Here is an 18,083-nt window from a genome sequence, read left to right on the forward strand (position 1 = left end):
TTATATCTCTCCAAAGAATATTTTCTTAACTACCTTTTCAGAGGAATCACCATTTTCTAGGTGACAATATCGATTGTAAAACTCATTGTACTTTTTCTTAAATTCCCCTAATCCCTTCATCTCATAATTTAAAATAGCACTTACTAACTCTTCGTTTGTTTTCACAACTGGACCTGGTGCCTCATTTTCTAAATTAAAATAGAAGCCTCTTAATCGATCGCGGTAAGATTCAATATCATATGTGTAAAAAATAATTGGTCGTTTTAAATTAGCATAATCAAAGAATACAGAGGAATAATCAGTAATAAGCAAATCCGCCATAAGATATATTTCATTAATATCTAAATAATCGGAAAAATCATATACAAAACCGTCATAACCACTTAAATCAAACTGTTCTGCAACTAGATAGTGCATTCTAAGTAATATAATATAGTCTTTTCCCAGTTGCTGTTGTAAATTCCTTAAGTCTAGCCTTAAATCAAACTTATACTTTCCTTTACCATAAAAGTGATTATCTCGCCATGTTGGTGCGTATAAAATAATCTTTTTATCCAAAGGTAGTTTATTTTTCTTTTTTAATGCACGTATTTTTTTGAAGTTATTACCAGTATATAAAAAATCATTCCGAGGATACCCTGCTTCTATCACTGTTTTATTAAATTGAAATGCCCTTTTAAAAATTTGGGTTGAATATTCATTTGGAGACAAAAGATAGTCCCAATTCTGTACTTCTTTCCGAAAATTTTCTTTATATTTTTCTGTTGTGGTACCTGGCATATAAACTTCCTTCATATCCATTGCCAGTTTTTTTAATGGGGTCCCATGCCATGTTTGTATATAAATCGTATGCTTGGGTTTTACAATCCATGATGGCATCCTACTATTCACGATCCAATATTTCGCACGCACCATTACTATAAACCATTGTAGTGAAAACTTAGTTACATATGGGATTTTTTTTGTATCAAATTCCTTTTTAAAATTTTTATTCACGCTCCAAATTAATTCTAAATCTGGGTGATGTTTACTTAGGTATTCATACAAAGCCCTTGGGTTGCAACTATATTGCTTTCCTGAATAGCTTTCAAACACAATTAATTGTTTCTTGGCTGGTAAGCAACTCAATAATAAAAATACTAACTTACACATTCTTGAAACTATAAATCCCTGTTTTATCTTTCTCAATACATCCATGCAAAGGCTACACCTTTCATCTCTTATTCTATAAAGTTTTATCAGGTAAACTAAACCATTATTTAAATACTTTTTCAGAAATTCTTTTAGCAGCCATTCCATTATCAAGATGACAAAACTTATTGTAAAAACGATTAAATGCCTCTTTATATTCTATTTCGATACTTTCAATATTCGAAATAGCATTAATTACTTGATCCGATGTCTCTAGCAATGGACCTGGCGCTTCTTTTTCAAAATCCATATAAAAACCACGGAGTATACTACGATATTTTGAAATATCATAAGTAAAAAACAATATTGGTCTACGTAAATTAGCATAATCGAAAAATACAGAAGAATAGTCTGTAATTAAAATGTCTGAAATCAAATATAGTTCTGCAATGTCATCATATTTAGATAACTCATATACAAATTTCTCCATACCTTCTATATTGACATGATCAGCAACTAGATAATGCATTCTAAGCGCAATTACATATTGATCTCCAAATTTTTCTTGCATTTCTTTCAAGTTTAATTTCAGCTCAAATCTATACTTGCCTTTTTCATAGAATTCATCATCACGCCATGTAGGTGCATATAAAATTACCTTTTTATCTTTCGGAATACCAATCCTGTCTTTAATCCTGTTCGCGTTCTCTTTCCTTCCCCTATCATTTTCACATAGGATATCGTTTCTTGGATATCCAAATTCTAGGATCTCCTGATCATATTTAAAGGCTCTTTTAAAAATTTCAGTAGAATACTGATTAGGGGAAACGAGATAATTCCAATTACGTGATTCATTATAAAAATTCTTTTTATATTTCTCAGTCGTTGTACCTGGCATATAAACTTCTTTCATATCTGCCGCTAACCTTTTTAATGGTGTTCCATGCCATGTTTGTAAATAAATCGTTTCTTTCCTTTTAGATAGATTATTCGGCATTCTAGTGTTAGTAACCCAATATTTAGATGTCGCTAAATAGTAGTAGTATTTCCAACTGAATCTCTTTACTTTTTTGGCATCCCCAAATATGTCCTTATCTAATTCATTAAATATCCAAACAAAATTAAAATCCTTATTAGTATTTACTAAGTACTCGTATATATATCGTGGATTACATGAATAACTTTTCCCCGCAAAACTTTCAAAAACAATTGTTTTTTCATTCATCGGTAATTTTACTAAAATCGTCCTATATATCTCTTGATAAAGACTTTTTTTACCTTTAAAAGCCCTTTTCCATCTTTTATATAAAGTTCTAATTTTCATGCATATAAAGGTAGACTTTTTATTTCCCTTTTTAATCCACTGCAATTCTAAACGTTCTAAAAAATTTCTCTTTTTTATAATATCTAAACTAATTAAATCTACATTTGTTTTTAAATCATTAAAATGCTTTTCTAGGAGACTAGGGGACTTCCGAATGCTAGTTGTTATATTCTTAAAATAGAAACTCAATAATAATTCATCTAAATAATTGCATATGTGGATATTTTTATAGAAATTGACTTTTAAACTCTTGTATACAGAAAAAAAATCGTGTATTTTATATTTAGTAGCTATAATTGATAGTGTAGGATTATCAATTGGTTCATAGCATTCACCCTTAATATAAAGTGGGAGGTTTATCATCGGAAATGTATCTTCTTTCGCTAACAATGGTATTAAAAATGTTAAATCTGAAAAGAATGATACCTCTTCATCAAAGTTTAATTTATAGCGCCTAATATGCTTATTACTAAACAAAACGTTTAGAACTGTCTTCCCACGTAACATTTTAATTTTGTTTTCTTGTGTATATAATTGAACATTTACATCTTCTATACTAGAGTATTTTACTGTTTTTTTTAAAAAGGGCCCTGCTATAGCACTATAATCCCTAATATTATCCACAAGAACTTCAACTGCTTGTACCATTAAATAATCATCTGCATCTAAAAAATATACATATTCTCCTGTTGCTTTACTAAGACCATAGTTTCTAGCTTTAGCTACCCCATGGTTTCTCTGAAATTCATAATATCTGATTTGTTCATATCCCCTAGCAAATTCTTTCAAAATCCCCTTACTATTATCAGTAGAACCATCATTTATTAAAATAATTTCCAAATTCGTATATGTTTGATTCAGTATAGAGTTTATACATCTCTTAAGATAGTCTTCCTTATTGTATACGGGTACAATAACACTAACCGTTTTCATCCTTTACACTCCCAAAATTATCGTCCTTAAATATGACATTTATAAAGTTTTCACTAGCATTTCCAAAAGAATACTGATTCCATTTATCTGTAAATCCCTCAATTTTATCTGATTCTAAAATACCTTTTTTAATTTCATTGACTACCTCATCTGTATTGTATAAAACCGGACCTGGGACGCTAGAAATATATTCATCAATTATCCCACTTTTTTGTACATATTCATTTAAATCAGGTGCAAAGAAAATCATTGGTTTATGTAATAGACAGAATTCAAAAGGAATGGAAGAATAATCAGTTATTAAAATATCAGTTATCAAAAATAATTCATTTACATTTGGATAAAATGAGTAATCATACAGAAAATCTTTGTATTTTCCATCATACTCCATCTTTTTCCTAATTGCCGGATGCAGCCGTATGAGAAGAACATATTCATCCTTAAGGCCACTATACATACTCTCTATATCTAAGTAAAAATTGTACTCATCCAACTCTTCATTACGAAAAGTTGGGGCATATAAAATTACCTTTTTCTCTTTTAAATTTAAATTATCAGATATAATTTCTTTCTTAATCCTTGCCTTTTTTCTCTCATCAAAAAATAAATCTGTACGTGGGACTCCTGTCGTAAGTATGCAGTCCCTAGATATACCAAATGCTCTCATATAGATTGCCGCTAAGCTTTCTGACCCTACAACAACTTTATGAAATGTATTATAAACCTTTAAAAAACGTTGTTGTACCCTCAAGCTTCTCTGTTTAAAAGAACTACTTAATAATCCAAATTTTTTAATTGCCCCCGCCGCATGCCAAATTTGAATACAAGTCCCCTTTTTTTGAAAACTGATTGCTGCTAATGTCCCAAAATAATTATCGATGATTACATATTTCGATGTTGAAATATGATAGATAGCCTTTATCGTATGAATTATATTTAAGCTTTCAAATTTATAACTTTTTACTTTTAGATTTTTCTCTAATTTATATTTACAGGTTGGTTTATACAAAAAAACAACTTTACAATCAATATTTTGTTTTTTCATTTCTTCATAAATAAAAAAATGATTTTCCCCATAGGACATAACGAATGTTACTTTATTTTGAAGTGGAAATAATACGCAGATACTAGATAGAAGTTTAACTATGGTCAAATATACTGTAATAATAATTTCTCTCATCATCAAAACTATCTAGCTACTAAAACCAATTCCTTTTTAATCTTAGTAGTTGAAATCCCTACCGTACGTGGTAAATAGACGACTTTGCAATGATTCTTTAAATAATCAAATTCCCCATTCCAATCGTCTCCCATAACAAAAATATCTATATCTTTGTTTACAACGTCCTTTTTCTTTTGATCCCAACTACATTCTGGAATTACTTCATCTACGTAACGGATAGCCTCAATAATCATTTTACGATGTTCAAAACTGTGGTATGCTTTTTTATTTTTCATAGCATTAAATTCATCTGAAGATACTGCTACAGTTAAATGGTCACCTAGACTTTTTGCTCTTTTCAATAAATTAATATGTCCCCAATGCAATAAGTCAAATGTTCCATATGTAATAACTTTTTTCATCAATGTCGTCCTCCCTAAACTCTCACAATGATTTATTAAGCTAACACAACTCTATATTACCCATTGTAATTAACAAACGTCCCATTTCTAATCAAAAATAAAACTCATGTGAATTCATTTGCTTTTCACATAGAGTTCACAATAAGTTCACACCTAATTTACAATTAATTTACATTACTTTTCATAAAAACGATTATATCATATTTCGACAAACAATAATTGTTTTATTTATCTTTTATTAAATCCTTTTTAATTTGAGATATTTTTACTATTGCTGGATAAGTTTAAAATCTGTAAAGCCAATCTCTGTTAAAGTAAAAGTGATTTTATCATTAAACTGATAGCCTTCAAAATTTTTTTCGAAATAATAATTAAACATTTTTCTGATAACAGCCATAAACCTTAATCGATATTGCTTATACGCATTGACATAACTGTGAATTATTAAACTTCAATTCAACTATGCTTCTTCTATTTATAAGTTCTTATTTCCCCAATATTTACGGGTAAATTATTACCTCACATAACCCAAAATATATATTTCATCTTGAAGGCACTCTGATAAATAGTTATTATTCCAATACTTTGTTGATGATTTTATTTTCATTTAACTGTTTTGAATTACATTAATTTTATTTTTTCTCTAGCCGTGCCTAGAAATTAAGTACAGAAACATAAAAAAAACGAATAACGGACTTTTTACAAAGTATCCATTATTCGTTCTACAATTTAATAAAAATCTTCCTAACTTCTCATATAAATACAGCCTTATCTCAAAGCACGACGTGGTAATTTATCAATATTCTCTAACATAATACCTGTACCAACCGCAACGCAGTGCATTGGGTTTTCAGCAATTAATACTGGTACTTTTAGTTCTTCTGCTAGAAGCATGTCAATACCGTGTAGTAAAGCTCCACCGCCTGTTAGAATAACACCGCGGTCGATGATGTCCGCAGATAATTCTGGTGGTGTGCGCTCTAGTACGCCTTTTGCAGCTTGTACAATGACAGCTGCGTCTTCTTTTAGTGCTTCTGTAATTTCTTCAGAGCATACTGTAATTGTACGTGGTAAACCAGTTACCATGTCACGTCCGCGAATTTCAAGCTCTTCACTGCGTGCACCTGGGAATACTGTACCAACTTTAATTTTAATATTTTCTGAAGTACGTTCTCCAATTAATAGCTTATACTTACGTTTAACGTAGTTTAAGATCTCCATATCAAACTTATCGCCAGCCATTTTGATAGAGGAAGAGGTAACAATATCACCCATAGATAGTACAGCGATATCCGTTGTACCTCCACCAATATCAACAACCATGTTACCGCTTGGTTGGAAGATTTCCATACCAGCACCAACTGCGGCTACTTTTGGTTCTTCTTCTAAAAATACTGTTTTACCACCTGAACGTTCAGCAGCCTCACGAATTGCTTTTTGTTCTACTGATGTGATATTTGTTGGACAACAAATTAAAATGCGAGGTTTTGAAAAGAAGCTCTTTACGTCCAATTTGTTAATGAAATACTTTAACATTGCTTCTGTAATTTCGAAATCTGCGATTACACCATCTTTTAGTGGACGAATTGCTACAATATTACCAGGCGTACGTCCCACCATACTTCTTGCTTCTTCACCTACTGCTAATACTTTACCTGTGTTACGATCAATTGCAACAACAGACGGTTCATTTAATACAATACCCTTACCTTTAACATGGATTAATACGTTAGCCGTACCTAGGTCAATTCCGATATCTCGCGCAAACATTCCCGTTTTTTCCTCCTCGATATTCAAAATCAGGTTACACCCGAATTCTTTTACACCTAATTTCTGATTTTATCATAAATTTAACAGAAACGTAATATTCGCAAAAAGAATTCTTCTGAAAAATATTACCGAATTGAAACGGAATGTTTGCGATTGCATATTTATTGACGTACCGGCTTTTCTACATCTTCTTTTCTATACTTTTGTTTTGTTGCTTCTCCGCCTCTTAAATGACGAATAGACTTATGATAATCAAGAATTTCTTTCACTTCATTTGCGAGCTCTGGATTAATTTCTGGTAGACGTTCTGTTAAATCTTTATGGACTGTACTCTTTGATACCCCAAATTCCTTTGCAATGACACGCACTGTCTTTCTTGTCTCCACGATATACTTACCAATCTTGATAGTTCTCTCTTTGATGTAATCGTGCACACCACTCGCCTCCCTAAATTGGATGTGAGAAGTGTGAAATGAGCCTCGCTGCATACGACTAAGAAGTAAGTGTGAGTGCTGTTTGTAAGCGTTAAACATTCTTGGATTTATAATGAAATGATTCACGATTTCTCACCTCAAACACTCTCTTTGCTTTGGTTTATACCATTGTATTGCCCGCACTACTGATATATGCTACATGTTCACTATTTTTGCGGACTAAGTGAAGAAAAAATATTTTTTCAACGGAAACAGGAAAAGCATTTGATATACTTAATAAAAAAAGCCGTTAGAATTTTCAACAAATTCTAACGGCTTTTTATTATTTTTTAACAATTTCATATTTACCAGCAACAATTTTTGAGAACTGATCAATTGTAGTCCCTGACGAGATAAACCAACGTTTGATTTCGAGTGGTTCACTGTTCTCTGTAGCATACCCTGGTGAACTATTAAAAGCTAATTCTACTTTCAACTCGTTTATCGCTTCTACTGAAGCTTTATTATATTTCCCAAACGGATAAGAGAAATATTTTGTTTGCAATAATTTATTACTTTGCAAAATATCTTTTTTCACATCGTCTTTAGCTGTTTTAATTAAAGCTGGCTCATTATCAATTTCTTTATGAAGATCATGTGTATGACTTCCTATTTCAAATACATCCTTCATCTTTTCTAACTCAACTTTACTTAATCTTTGAATATTCTTAGGATCAAATTTCTGAACTTGCTCAGTTAGTTTAGATGATACTGCAAATGAAACGGCATGCATTTTATATTTTTTTAGAATTGGGTATGCATAGACATAATTTGATTTTGAAGAATTATCAAATGTAATTAGTACACTTTTTTCAGGAAGTGACTTCTTATCTTTTATAAAACCCTCAAATTCCTTTAGCGTTAACGCATGATACTTATTGTCTGCTAAATATTTAATTTGTTTTTCAAATTCACTTACAGATAAAATATTTTTCTTATCCTTAAATTCTGGATTACCCTTCTTATCTTTATCTTTAGCTAAATAGTAATACTGTAAAACAGGTACCTTCTTCTGATTACTTTTAGCATTCATTTTATTAAAAATAAAAAATCCAATCCCAGCGATTAGTGCCACTACAACCGCTATTAAAATAAATAATTTTTTCGAACTTTTGCTTTCTCTTGCTTCCAATTTTAAACTTCCCCCTCAACCACAACAAAAAAACACAGTATTTTAGAGTCCTACTGCATTCAAATATCGTTTTCCTATGTAAAAAAATCACAATTAGTATTATACGGCCTAGCTTTAAAAATTCCAATAGGTGTACAAAAGAAAAAGACACTCTTTCTTAGAGTGTCATTCTTCTCTTTCCAACTCTTCTTCTAATAATTGATGGTGGGGAACCTCTTTCTTACCGGCAATATAATAATATAAGGTGAATAAAACAAACAATAAAATAATAGCAGTCGACAGAACAAATAAAAATGACACAGTATCCCCTCCCTTTTGTAATATATATTCGAGAATCTCGTCATTTTTCCTTGTTATTGCAACTTTTTTCTCGAAATTGAGTATTTTTATATGAAAATGAAAAAATCAACTCTCCTAGTGAGAGCTGATTTTTTTACTTTCTTATTCTTGTGAAGAAGAATCGTTAGATGATTCTGTAGAACCATTTGTTGATTTTTCTTCTTTCTTCGGTTCTTCTTTTTTGTCACTAGTCGAACCGCTAGTTGATTTCTCTTCTTTTTGAGACTTGTCTTCTGTTTTACTTTCTGGTTTTGTGCTTGTTGACTTTTCTTCTTTTTGAGATTTGTCATCAGCTTTTTTACCAGAAGCATTCGTTGCCTTTGCAGCACCTGCATCGGCTTTAATGTCTGCTACTGATTTATTTAAGTAGCGCTCAGGGTTCACAGCCACATTGTCTTTACGTACTTCAAAGTGAACGTGAGAACCTGCTTCTTTATTCATTGCACTTAGACCGGATGTTCCTAATACTTCACCTTGTACAACTCGTGCGCCTTTTTCTACTTTCACACTACCTAAGCTTTGATAAGAAGCTGCTACACCATTTCCACTATCAACTGTTACAACATAACCAAGAAGTGAATCTTTTTCAGCCTTCGTTACTGTACCGCTTAAAGCAGCAGCTACATTAAATTCTTTTCCATTCTTCGCAGCAATGTCGATTCCTTTGTTTGGGGAATATGTGTTGTTATAAAAGACAAGTGCTTTTTCTTGTTCCGCCTCAGTTGCTGCATCTTCATAGAACTTCTTCTGTACGACTACTTCCGCATTAGCAGGAGCTGGCATTTTCACTACTTCTGAAGACTTCGTTACTGGTACTGCCGGATCTTCCGTTTGTGTATACGGTGTTGCTTGATCTTGGTTCGGAGTCTTCTTCGTATTAGCTCCTTGGAACCATAGCGCAACCATTAAAATTACAGCTGCACAAGCAATGTATAGTGCCGGAAACACCCATCTTTTTTGAAATAAATGTACTACCTTTTGCGACTTTTTATTATTTCTTCCTCGCATTCCATCATCACCTCAGCAATCATTTTGAACAATATTCACGTATCCTATACAACGTATAACTAATTACTTTTCGACAAAATCTGTAAAAATATGTATAAGAATTGTAAAATTTCCGAGGAAATGATAGAAAAAAGAAAAAACTGAGCGTTTCGGCTCAGTTTTTAATCTAATTGTTTCTTTTTATATACGATTAAACATGCAATAAGTGAAATAATAAGCCAAGCTCCAACGTTTATCATATGCCCACTAATACTACTAAACCCAGCACCATCTACTAAGCTTTTAATTGCCTTTTCAAGATGAGATGTTGGAAGATAACTAATCATTGTCTTAATTACTTTATTTTCAACCATTGGTTCAAATTGCACAGCTAAATACATCGTCATTAATATCGGCATTCCAATTAGTGATGTTTGTGGGACAGACTCAGCTAGTAATCCGATCATTGTTCCAATTAAAGTAAATAGAATTGTTCCACATAAGAAAACAAATGCTAGCAATAAGAAATTTCCACTTAATTGATCTAAAATGAATAAGTTTACAATGGAAATACCCAACGTTAAACATGCTGTTAATATACTTTTCCCAAGAAGAACTTCCACAGAAGAAGCTGGTGATAGCATTAACACTCGTAACGTATGTTTTTCTTTCTCTTCTGCAATTACCATTGATTGAACAAATCCTGCAACAAATAGAAAGGCCATTAAAGTAATAATGCCAACCCCTGCCTTTCCTTCTCCAAATCGGCTAAATATAAATGCAAATATAATTGGTAAAGATGCCATTAACAACACTTGTGAATTTGTCTTAAAATCTTGTACTTCTTTTCTAAAAATAGCTGATACACGTCTCATTGAAAATGTCATTATAATCCCCTCCCAGTAACTTCAATAAAGATATCGCCTAACGTTGGCTCATAAGAATGAATGGATAATAGTTCTCCTTTTTTCATCCATTCTGAAATGCGTTTTGCACCTAATTCATCTTTTTGTACCGTTTCTTTCTTCTTATCCTTTAACACGACTTGTATTTGATCTTTCGCGTATTGTAAGCGAAGGTTCTCCGGTGTATCAAGCGCTACAATTTCTCCGCCGCATAGAAAGGCAATGCGGTTACAAAGCGTTTCTGCTTCGTCCATGTTGTGAGTCGTTAAGAAAATCGTCGTTCCTTCTTTATTTAAGTCTTTTAAGATTTTATGAATGTTTTGTACGTTAACTGGATCAAGTGCGGATGTTGGCTCGTCTAAGAAGAGGATATCTGGTTTATGAAGAATCGCTCTTGCTAGTGTAACGCGCTGCTTCATTCCTTTTGATAGTTTTTTTACTAATGTTTTTTTATCATCTAATAAGTTCACTTGCGCTAGTACTTCATCGATTCGTTCTTTTTTGCAATCATATAAGTCACAAAATAATAGTAAGTTATCATAAATGCTAAGTCTCTCATATAAACCGCTGTTGTCTGTTAAAATACCAATTCGTTTATAATCGATGCTGCTTGGTCCTGTGATATCTTTCCCTAATACTTTTACCGTTCCAACACTATGAAGTAATTGAGAAGTTAATATTTTTACTGTCGTCGTTTTCCCAGATCCACTCGGTCCGAGGAATCCGAAAATCTCTCCTTGCTTCACCTCAATATTTACATTTCGAAGTGCCGTCTTTTCATTGAAGGTTTTCATTACATCTTTCATTTCAATTGCCAATGTCATTTTGTCATCCCCTTTGTTTTTTCTTTTATAGTTGAAAGTCACTTTAGCGCTTTTCGTTTGTTTGTTTCGCTTTTCTTGACTCAATCATATGAAAAACAAAGGGTAGGCGCAGTAAAATACCGGTAAAAGGAGTATTTTCAACAGTGAATGAATCGTATTTTGAGCTTATTGGAGCAATTTTTATAGCCCAATCACACCTTTTAATTCATCCATTCGTCCTTTTGATAGCGGAATTGAACTTTTCCTTTCGTCATCCAAAATTAAACTAAAACTGTTACGAGTCCACGTAATCACTTCTCGTACTCTTTGTAAATTCACAAGGTACGAGCGATGACATCTAAAGAAACCAAAGCCTGTTAATCTCACTTCTAGTTCACTTAATGTTAATGCGCATACGAAATCCCCTTCACGAACGTGAATATGTGTTACTCCGTTTTGCGTTTCAATGAAATGGATTTCCATTGGATCAAGTAAAATGATTTTATCGTTCACTTTCGCAGGTATTCTTTCTAACTTCATTTGCGGAATCATTTGAATGACTTTTTCTTCATCGACTTCTTCTGCTTCCTCTTGTTCGATTTCTACTTTTTTCACACCATCATTGTTTAATATGTATACATCTTCTGTTAACGAAAGGGCGTCCGATAGAAACGATGATGTAATAAAAATTGCCTTTCCTTGCTCTTTCATTTTCATAATCGCTTTTCGAATCATAATCGTACTCTCTGTATCTACATTTTGCTCTGGCTCTTCCAAAACAACTAAATCTGGATTATGAATCATAACACGCCCGATATGAAGCCGACGTTTCTCTGAAAATGATAATTTTTCTATTTTAACGTTTAACTTATCTAAGAGACCGACATATTGCACTACTTCTTCTGTGCTCATATTTGATTCATACAATCCTATTAAGAACTTGAAGTATTCCTTTACCTTCAAACGATCATATGCCTCATCTTTCAAGAAACAGAAGCCGATGCGGGAATAATGTTTCTTTCCAATCGCTTCACCTTCAAATAGCACATTGCCAGTTGAAGCTTCTTCCTCACCAATAATGATGCGGTGCAACACTTTAGCTGTATGATTATTACATTGCAAAACAATACATTGCCCTTTCTCAACCTCTAGCTCAATTACCGGTAACTGGTTCGTCTTTCCTAACTGTTTCAACTCCAATAACGCCATTTCGTCTCCCCCGAATGCTTTTTATCACATTATACCAAACAATTAATGGAAATTTTTGATATTTTATGAAGTACTATAAAAAGAAGGCTATCCAAATGAAAGGATAGCCTTCTTCTCTATTTCTGCTCTACCATATACATCTTAAGCTGATCACGCAGCGCTCTCTTTAAGAATTTCCCTACAGATGTTTTCGGAATTTCGTTTACAAATAAAATATCATCTGGCATCCACCATTTTGGAAATTCGGCTTCTAGTAAAGCGTACAGCTCTTCTCTTTCAACTGCTTGTCCCTCTTTTAATACAACACAAGCAACGGGGCGTTCTTGCCATTTTTCATGCGGCACCGCCACAACAGATGCTTCTAACACTTTATCGTGTGACATTAAGGCATTTTCTAAGTCTACGGAAGAAATCCATTCACCTCCGCTTTTAATTAAGTCTTTCGTACGATCTGCAATTTTAATAAACCCTTCCGAATCAACCGTGACAATATCTCCTGTATGGAGCCAACCGTCTTTCATTGATTCTTCTGTACGCTCATCCTTATAATAGCTACCTGCGATCCATGGACCCCTTAAACACAGTTCTCCCATCTCTTCTCCATCCCACTTAATTTCACCGTCTTGTCCAATCACTTTCATTTCTAACCCAGGGAATAAATATCCTTGGCGCGAACGTAAATTATAATACTCTTCTTTCGGTAAATCACGTTGATATGATTTCGGACAGTTAATGACAACAGCCGGACTTGTTTCTGTCATTCCATATATTTGTCTAAATGCAATTTCATATCGCTCTTCATACGTACGAATCATACTTAGCGGGGCAGCTGATCCGCCTGACCATATCGTTTTTATACTGCTAATATCATATGGATGTTTTTCTAGTTCTTGCAATAAGCCAATCCAAATCGTGGGCACGCCAGCTGTAATTGTGACGTTCTCTCTTTCAATTAATTCTGCTAAAATCTTCGGTGTGAAATGCGGTCCTGGTAATACGAGTTTCGTACCAAACCACGTACTCGCAAACGGTAATCCCCATGCATTAACATGGAACATCGGAACGACAGGCATACAAGTGTCTACTTCCGATATATTCCCGCCATCTGCAAGTCCCAATGTATAGCTGTGGAGTGCAATACTACGGTGTGTGTAAACTACACCTTTCGGTTTTCCTGTCGTAGCCGATGTGTAGCACATACCGGCTGGTTCTTTTTCATCTAAATCTTTTACAAACGGAAATGTCTCATCGCCTCCTTCGAGTAGTTGGTCGTAATGGTATGCTGGTGATAGAGTTGTGTGAGGTAGTTTATGATCGTCTGTCATAATGATAAAGGCTTTTATATGCGGGATTTCGTGTTGAATACTTTCTAATATAGGCACCATATCTTCATCGACAAGAATAATCTTATCTTCTGCATGGTTAATAATATATGAGATGTGATCAGCGGAAAGTCTTAAATTAATTGTATGTAGCACTGCTCCGATTCCTGGAATTGCAAAGTATGCTTCCAAATGTCTATGGTGATTCCAAGCAATCGTACCTACTTTATCCCCTTTTTCAATCCCCATTTTCGTTAATACGCTAGCAAGCCTACGTGTCCGTTTTGCAATTTCTCCGTATGTTAATGTATGAATACGCGATGCAGTCCGTGAAACAACTTCCTTTTTCGAAAAATATTTCTCCGCTCGTTCCATCATTGACGGAATGAGAAGTGGTACATCCATCATCATTTTTCATTACCCCCTGTTATTATGTTTTATATATTCACATAACTGTATTATAACACGAGGCGTACAAGTCACCTTTCATTTGTTTTCTACAAATAATGACAAAAGGAGCTAATTAAAATTAGCTCCTTTTGTACCCTACTTCTTCACCATCAACTTGCCTTCATAATCGTTCATTGTCTTTATTTCAATGCCTTTGTAGTAATGAGCGACAATATCTGTATATTTCTTACCTTCCGCTGCCATACCATTCGCGCCGTATTGGCTCATGCCAACGCCGTGGCCGAATCCTTTAGTCGTAACAATGATTTTATCTCCCTCTTGTTTCCACGTGAAGTCAGAAGAGCGTAAATCTAATTTGTCACGTACATCTCTTCCAGTTAATGTTTTCCCCTGAAACGCTACATCTTTTACACGTTTTCCCTCTGTACGCTCTTTAATATCACCAACTTTTCCGTCCGCTAGTACTTTCACGCCGAGACGCTTTTGAAAATCAGCTACGGTAAAGGTTTGCTCACTCGTAAATTTCGGAGAAGCTTGATCCCACGGACTATCTACGCTCTTTAAGTACGGATAATCATTTCCCCAATAATCAGCCGCATTTTCTGTCCGTCCATTACTCGTTGAGAAGAAGGATGCTGAGATTGGTTTTCCATCATATGTTAAAACTTGTCCTGCGGTTTTCGAAACAGCATCCTCGATTTTCTTCAAATTATTTTCGTAGTTATTGCCCCATTGTTTCTTCAATTCTTCTTTACTTTTGTACACTTGATCTTTCACCGTATCTGTCACGTCCGCATTGTTTTTCTTACCTCCGCTTAGCATACGCTGCACTACAAATGTTCTCGCTGCTAATGCCTGCGCTTTTAGCGCCTCTATTTCAAAACTGGCATTCATCTCAGAAGCTACTACACCGGTCACATACTCCTCCATAGGTAATGTTTCTACCTTCTTCTGTTTCTCACGATATACAGCAACTTGAACTGCTGTATCCACTTTCCCTGGAGCTGGTATACTTTCTATCGCTGGAGGAGTTTTGGAAGCTGCTTCTTCCCCTACTTTTGCTTTCGCAAATGGAATAACAAGAGCAGCAGGTACAATGATAACGAGCGCTATGAGAAGCGCTACTGTGATGAAAAGTGGCTTTGAAAATTTCATCTTATTTCCCCCAATATCCAAAAGCTTTACTCCATTCATTCTTATGGAACAACTCTTTCTTTTAGAACATACTTAAGGGGAACCATCTAAAACAAAAATTTTCTAAATATTTTTACTGGTACGTGCATAAGTATAGAATTTCTTGACTATAACAGTAATAACCCAAAAAAATAGTCCCTACGTCAAAAGACGTAGAGACTATTTCAATTAAGCGTGAAGATCAGAAACTTCTTGTTCTTTCACTTCTTCTACTTTTTCGTTTACACGTTCAATAGTTGCACCTAATGCAGCTAATTTCTTATGGAAATCTACATAACCACGGTCAAGATGCTTTAACTCAGTTACACGAGTGTAACCTTCTGATACTAAACCAGCTAAGATTAATGCAGCTGCAGCACGCAAGTCAGTTGCGCCTACTTCAGCACCTTGTAAGCTGTTTGGACCGTTCATAATAACAGAACGACCTTCGATTTTAATATCAGCATTCATACGACGGAATTCTTCAACGTGCATAAAGCGGTTTTCGAATACCGTTTCTGTAATCATACTTGTTCCATCAGCTTGTAGTAATAATGCCATCATTTGTGATTGCATGTCTGTTGGGAAACCTGGGTGAGGCATAGTTTTAATATCAACCGCTTTTAACTTATCTGGGCCGATAACACGTACACCTTCATTTTCCTCAATAACTTTAACACCCATTTCTTCCATTTTCGCTGTAATTGAGCGTAAATGTTCAGGTACAGCATTTTCAATTAAGATGTCTCCACCAGTAATTGCCGCTGCAACCATGAATGTTCCCGCTTCAATACGGTCAGGAATAATAGAGTGGTTTGCACCATATAATTTATCAACGCCTTCGATACGAATCGTTCCAGTTCCAGCTCCGCGTACTTTTGCTCCCATCGCATTTAAGAAGTTAGCTAAGTCAACGATTTCTGGTTCTTTCGCTGCGTTTTCAAGGATTGTTGTCCCTTTTGCTAATGTAGCTGCAGACATAATGTTTTCTGTCGCGCCCACGCTTGGGAAGTCTAAATAAATTTTAGCTCCTTTTAGTTCTCCCTCAACGTATGCCTCAACAAAACCGTTACCAACCTGTACTTTTGCTCCCATTGCTTCGAAGCCTTTTAAATGTTGGTCAATTGGACGTGAACCAATTGCACATCCACCAGGAAGTGCAATACGAGCACGACCGTTACGTGCTAATAATGGTCCCATTACTTGAACAGATGCACGCATTTTACGTACATATTCAAATGGTGCTTCAATGTTTAGTTCTTTAGAAGCATCGATTGTTACTTGGTTATTTTCAAATACGACTTCAGCATTTAAATGACGTAATACCTCATTAATTGTGTATACATCAGACAAAACTGGTACTTCAGATAGTACATTCTTTCCATCACTCGCTAATAGGGCTGCAGCGATTATAGGTAATACAGCATTTTTTGCGCCCTCAACACGCACTGTGCCGTTTAACCGCTTTCCGCCACGGACGATGATCTTTTCCAAATTATTCCCCTCCGTGTCCTTTTTTCAGTATCTATTCACTCAATACTCAGAAGTTATGATCGGTGTGCCAACCACAATTGTATCTTTGTTGTCTGTAGAACGTATTGCTATTTGCACATTTATTTTCTCTCTATTTGTTGAAAGAGCGTCATCCCACTTTTTATTGTATGCGGAGACTGACACAAATGCTCTTTCTTCTATCTGTTCGATCGCTCTTGCTGAAAGATCTTTCAAAAACTGATTGGTTTTATTTTGCAAAACACCTTCAATCTTATCATTCAGTACACCTTGAACACAAGTGTAAATTATAGGTTTTTCACTAAAAATTTTATTCATGTTCTTAACATACTTCGGGTCCCATTTCGCCCCACTTACTTCAAAAATAATGAAAGTGTTTTCTTTAGTATTTTCCTTACTCCAAGTTACTACTACTCGTTCTTCATAAGACGAAAACTTTTTATAGGATGTAGCTTTATATCCATCTGGAGATTGCTCTAATTCCCACTTTTGAATATTCGCCTTGTCCTTCACCTCGTTTAACAATTTTTGAAACGTATGTATATTAGAAATTGTTTTTGTTTCTCGCGCTAACCATGACCATTTCTCTACTTTAGCATCATTTTTCTCTAAAGCTGCGATCATGCTCTCCATTTTCTTTTCATCGCTAATCGGTTTCATCTCTCTATATCCAACCAAAAATAAAACAACACTAAGTGCAACAATAAGAATGGCTTTAAGCTTCAATTTCATCCCCTCCTATCCCCATTGTTAACGGAGATATGAGGTTCTATACACTTACTTTACTAAATACGTTAAACTCTTTGAATAGCCTAAATAATCAAGGAAAAAGTTACTTACAGATGTCCCAATTGCAATTGTAATTAGGATCAGTAATACTCGCGTCTGCATCACCTTTCCAGGCTTCATTAGACGCTCAATGTGAATACCTTGTAAGGCCCACCACGTAATGGTAATAAACAATAAATGCGAAACAATGGCAATCAGTGCTTGTTGCCCTAAAAGATGTGCCAAAAAATCGACCCCTTTTTACCTAGCTACTACTTACAAAATACTATAAAAACGATACCATAAT

The 18,083-nt window shown here is 34.4% G+C and carries 17 protein-coding genes; all 17 read right to left on the bottom strand.

The annotated features are described in order from the left end of the window. The 17 genes from DN390_RS02165 to DN390_RS02245 all read right to left on the bottom strand — a co-directional run bounded on the left by DN390_RS02165 (nt 1) and on the right by DN390_RS02245 (nt 18,022). The gene (locus DN390_RS02165; protein WP_064473166.1) at nt 1-1,197 is read right to left on the bottom strand and encodes a CDP-glycerol glycerophosphotransferase family protein; all 1,197 of its coding nucleotides are present in this window, start codon (nt 1,195-1,197) and stop codon (nt 1-3) included. Nucleotides 1,198-1,255: 58 nt separating this feature from the next. Further along, on the bottom strand, nt 1,256-3,388 hold the full coding sequence (locus tag DN390_RS02170; protein ID WP_147806486.1) for a bifunctional glycosyltransferase/CDP-glycerol:glycerophosphate glycerophosphotransferase: 2,133 nt from the start codon (nt 3,386-3,388) through the stop codon (nt 1,256-1,258). Beyond that, complete coding sequence (locus DN390_RS02175; RefSeq protein WP_098289139.1) at nt 3,375-4,571, bottom strand: CDP-glycerol glycerophosphotransferase family protein; 1,197 nt, start codon at nt 4,569-4,571, stop codon at nt 3,375-3,377. The genes DN390_RS02170 and DN390_RS02175 overlap by 14 nt, the downstream gene beginning before the upstream one ends. 5 nt (nt 4,572-4,576) lie before the next feature. Beyond that, nucleotides 4,577-4,972 carry a glycerol-3-phosphate cytidylyltransferase gene (gene tagD, locus DN390_RS02180; RefSeq protein WP_098289140.1) on the bottom strand — a complete coding sequence of 132 codons (396 nt, stop codon included), beginning with the start codon at nt 4,970-4,972 and terminating at the stop codon, nt 4,577-4,579. A 768-nt stretch (nt 4,973-5,740) separates the two neighbouring features. After that, entirely contained in the window at nt 5,741-6,742 is a 1,002-nt protein-coding gene (mreB, locus tag DN390_RS02185) for a rod shape-determining protein (protein ID WP_016085501.1), read from the bottom strand. A gap of 161 nt (nt 6,743-6,903) precedes the next feature. After that, on the bottom strand, nt 6,904-7,176 hold the full coding sequence (spoIIID, locus tag DN390_RS02190) for a sporulation transcriptional regulator SpoIIID (protein WP_000544012.1): 273 nt from the start codon (nt 7,174-7,176) through the stop codon (nt 6,904-6,906). A gap of 322 nt (nt 7,177-7,498) precedes the next feature. After that, nucleotides 7,499-8,347 carry a polysaccharide deacetylase family protein gene (locus DN390_RS02195; protein WP_147806487.1) on the bottom strand — a complete coding sequence of 283 codons (849 nt, stop codon included), beginning with the start codon at nt 8,345-8,347 and terminating at the stop codon, nt 7,499-7,501. Nucleotides 8,348-8,512: 165 nt separating this feature from the next. Next, nucleotides 8,513-8,647: a hypothetical protein gene (locus DN390_RS02200; protein WP_000008903.1), complete on the bottom strand. Its 135-nt coding sequence runs from the start codon at nt 8,645-8,647 to the stop codon at nt 8,513-8,515. Nucleotides 8,648-8,788: 141 nt separating this feature from the next. After that, nucleotides 8,789-9,694, bottom strand: a complete 906-nt coding sequence (locus DN390_RS02205) for a stage II sporulation protein SpoIIQ (protein ID WP_060632939.1) — start codon at nt 9,692-9,694, stop codon at nt 8,789-8,791. A gap of 161 nt (nt 9,695-9,855) precedes the next feature. Further along, entirely contained in the window at nt 9,856-10,560 is a 705-nt protein-coding gene (locus DN390_RS02210; protein ID WP_060632940.1) for an ABC transporter permease, read from the bottom strand. Next, the gene (locus DN390_RS02215; protein ID WP_147806488.1) at nt 10,560-11,402 is read right to left on the bottom strand and encodes an ABC transporter ATP-binding protein; all 843 of its coding nucleotides are present in this window, start codon (nt 11,400-11,402) and stop codon (nt 10,560-10,562) included. The genes DN390_RS02210 and DN390_RS02215 overlap by 1 nt, the downstream gene beginning before the upstream one ends. Nucleotides 11,403-11,582: 180 nt before the next feature. Next, nucleotides 11,583-12,590 carry a LytTR family transcriptional regulator DNA-binding domain-containing protein gene (locus DN390_RS02220; protein WP_147806489.1) on the bottom strand — a complete coding sequence of 336 codons (1,008 nt, stop codon included), beginning with the start codon at nt 12,588-12,590 and terminating at the stop codon, nt 11,583-11,585. A gap of 116 nt (nt 12,591-12,706) precedes the next feature. Beyond that, entirely contained in the window at nt 12,707-14,323 is a 1,617-nt protein-coding gene (locus DN390_RS02225; protein WP_147806490.1) for a long-chain fatty acid--CoA ligase, read from the bottom strand. Nucleotides 14,324-14,458: 135 nt separating this feature from the next. Further along, entirely contained in the window at nt 14,459-15,478 is a 1,020-nt protein-coding gene (gene spoIID, locus DN390_RS02230) for a stage II sporulation protein D (RefSeq protein ID WP_147806491.1), read from the bottom strand. Between the two features lie 207 nt (nt 15,479-15,685). Continuing rightward, nucleotides 15,686-16,990, bottom strand: a complete 1,305-nt coding sequence (gene murA / locus DN390_RS02235) for a UDP-N-acetylglucosamine 1-carboxyvinyltransferase (RefSeq protein ID WP_060632944.1) — start codon at nt 16,988-16,990, stop codon at nt 15,686-15,688. A 39-nt stretch (nt 16,991-17,029) separates the two neighbouring features. Beyond that, nucleotides 17,030-17,734 (bottom strand): YwmB family TATA-box binding protein, encoded by a 705-nt coding sequence (locus DN390_RS02240; RefSeq protein ID WP_370513464.1) that lies wholly within the window; start codon nt 17,732-17,734, stop codon nt 17,030-17,032. A 51-nt stretch (nt 17,735-17,785) separates the two neighbouring features. Then, nucleotides 17,786-18,022: a DUF1146 family protein gene (locus DN390_RS02245; protein WP_000940742.1), complete on the bottom strand. Its 237-nt coding sequence runs from the start codon at nt 18,020-18,022 to the stop codon at nt 17,786-17,788. Between the last annotated feature and the right edge of the window lie 61 nt (nt 18,023-18,083).

It is taken from the genome of Bacillus sp. SH7-1 (genome assembly GCF_008042405.1).
In the GTDB taxonomy this organism is placed as follows: Bacteria; Bacillota; Bacilli; order Bacillales; family Bacillaceae_G; genus Bacillus_A; species Bacillus_A thuringiensis_N.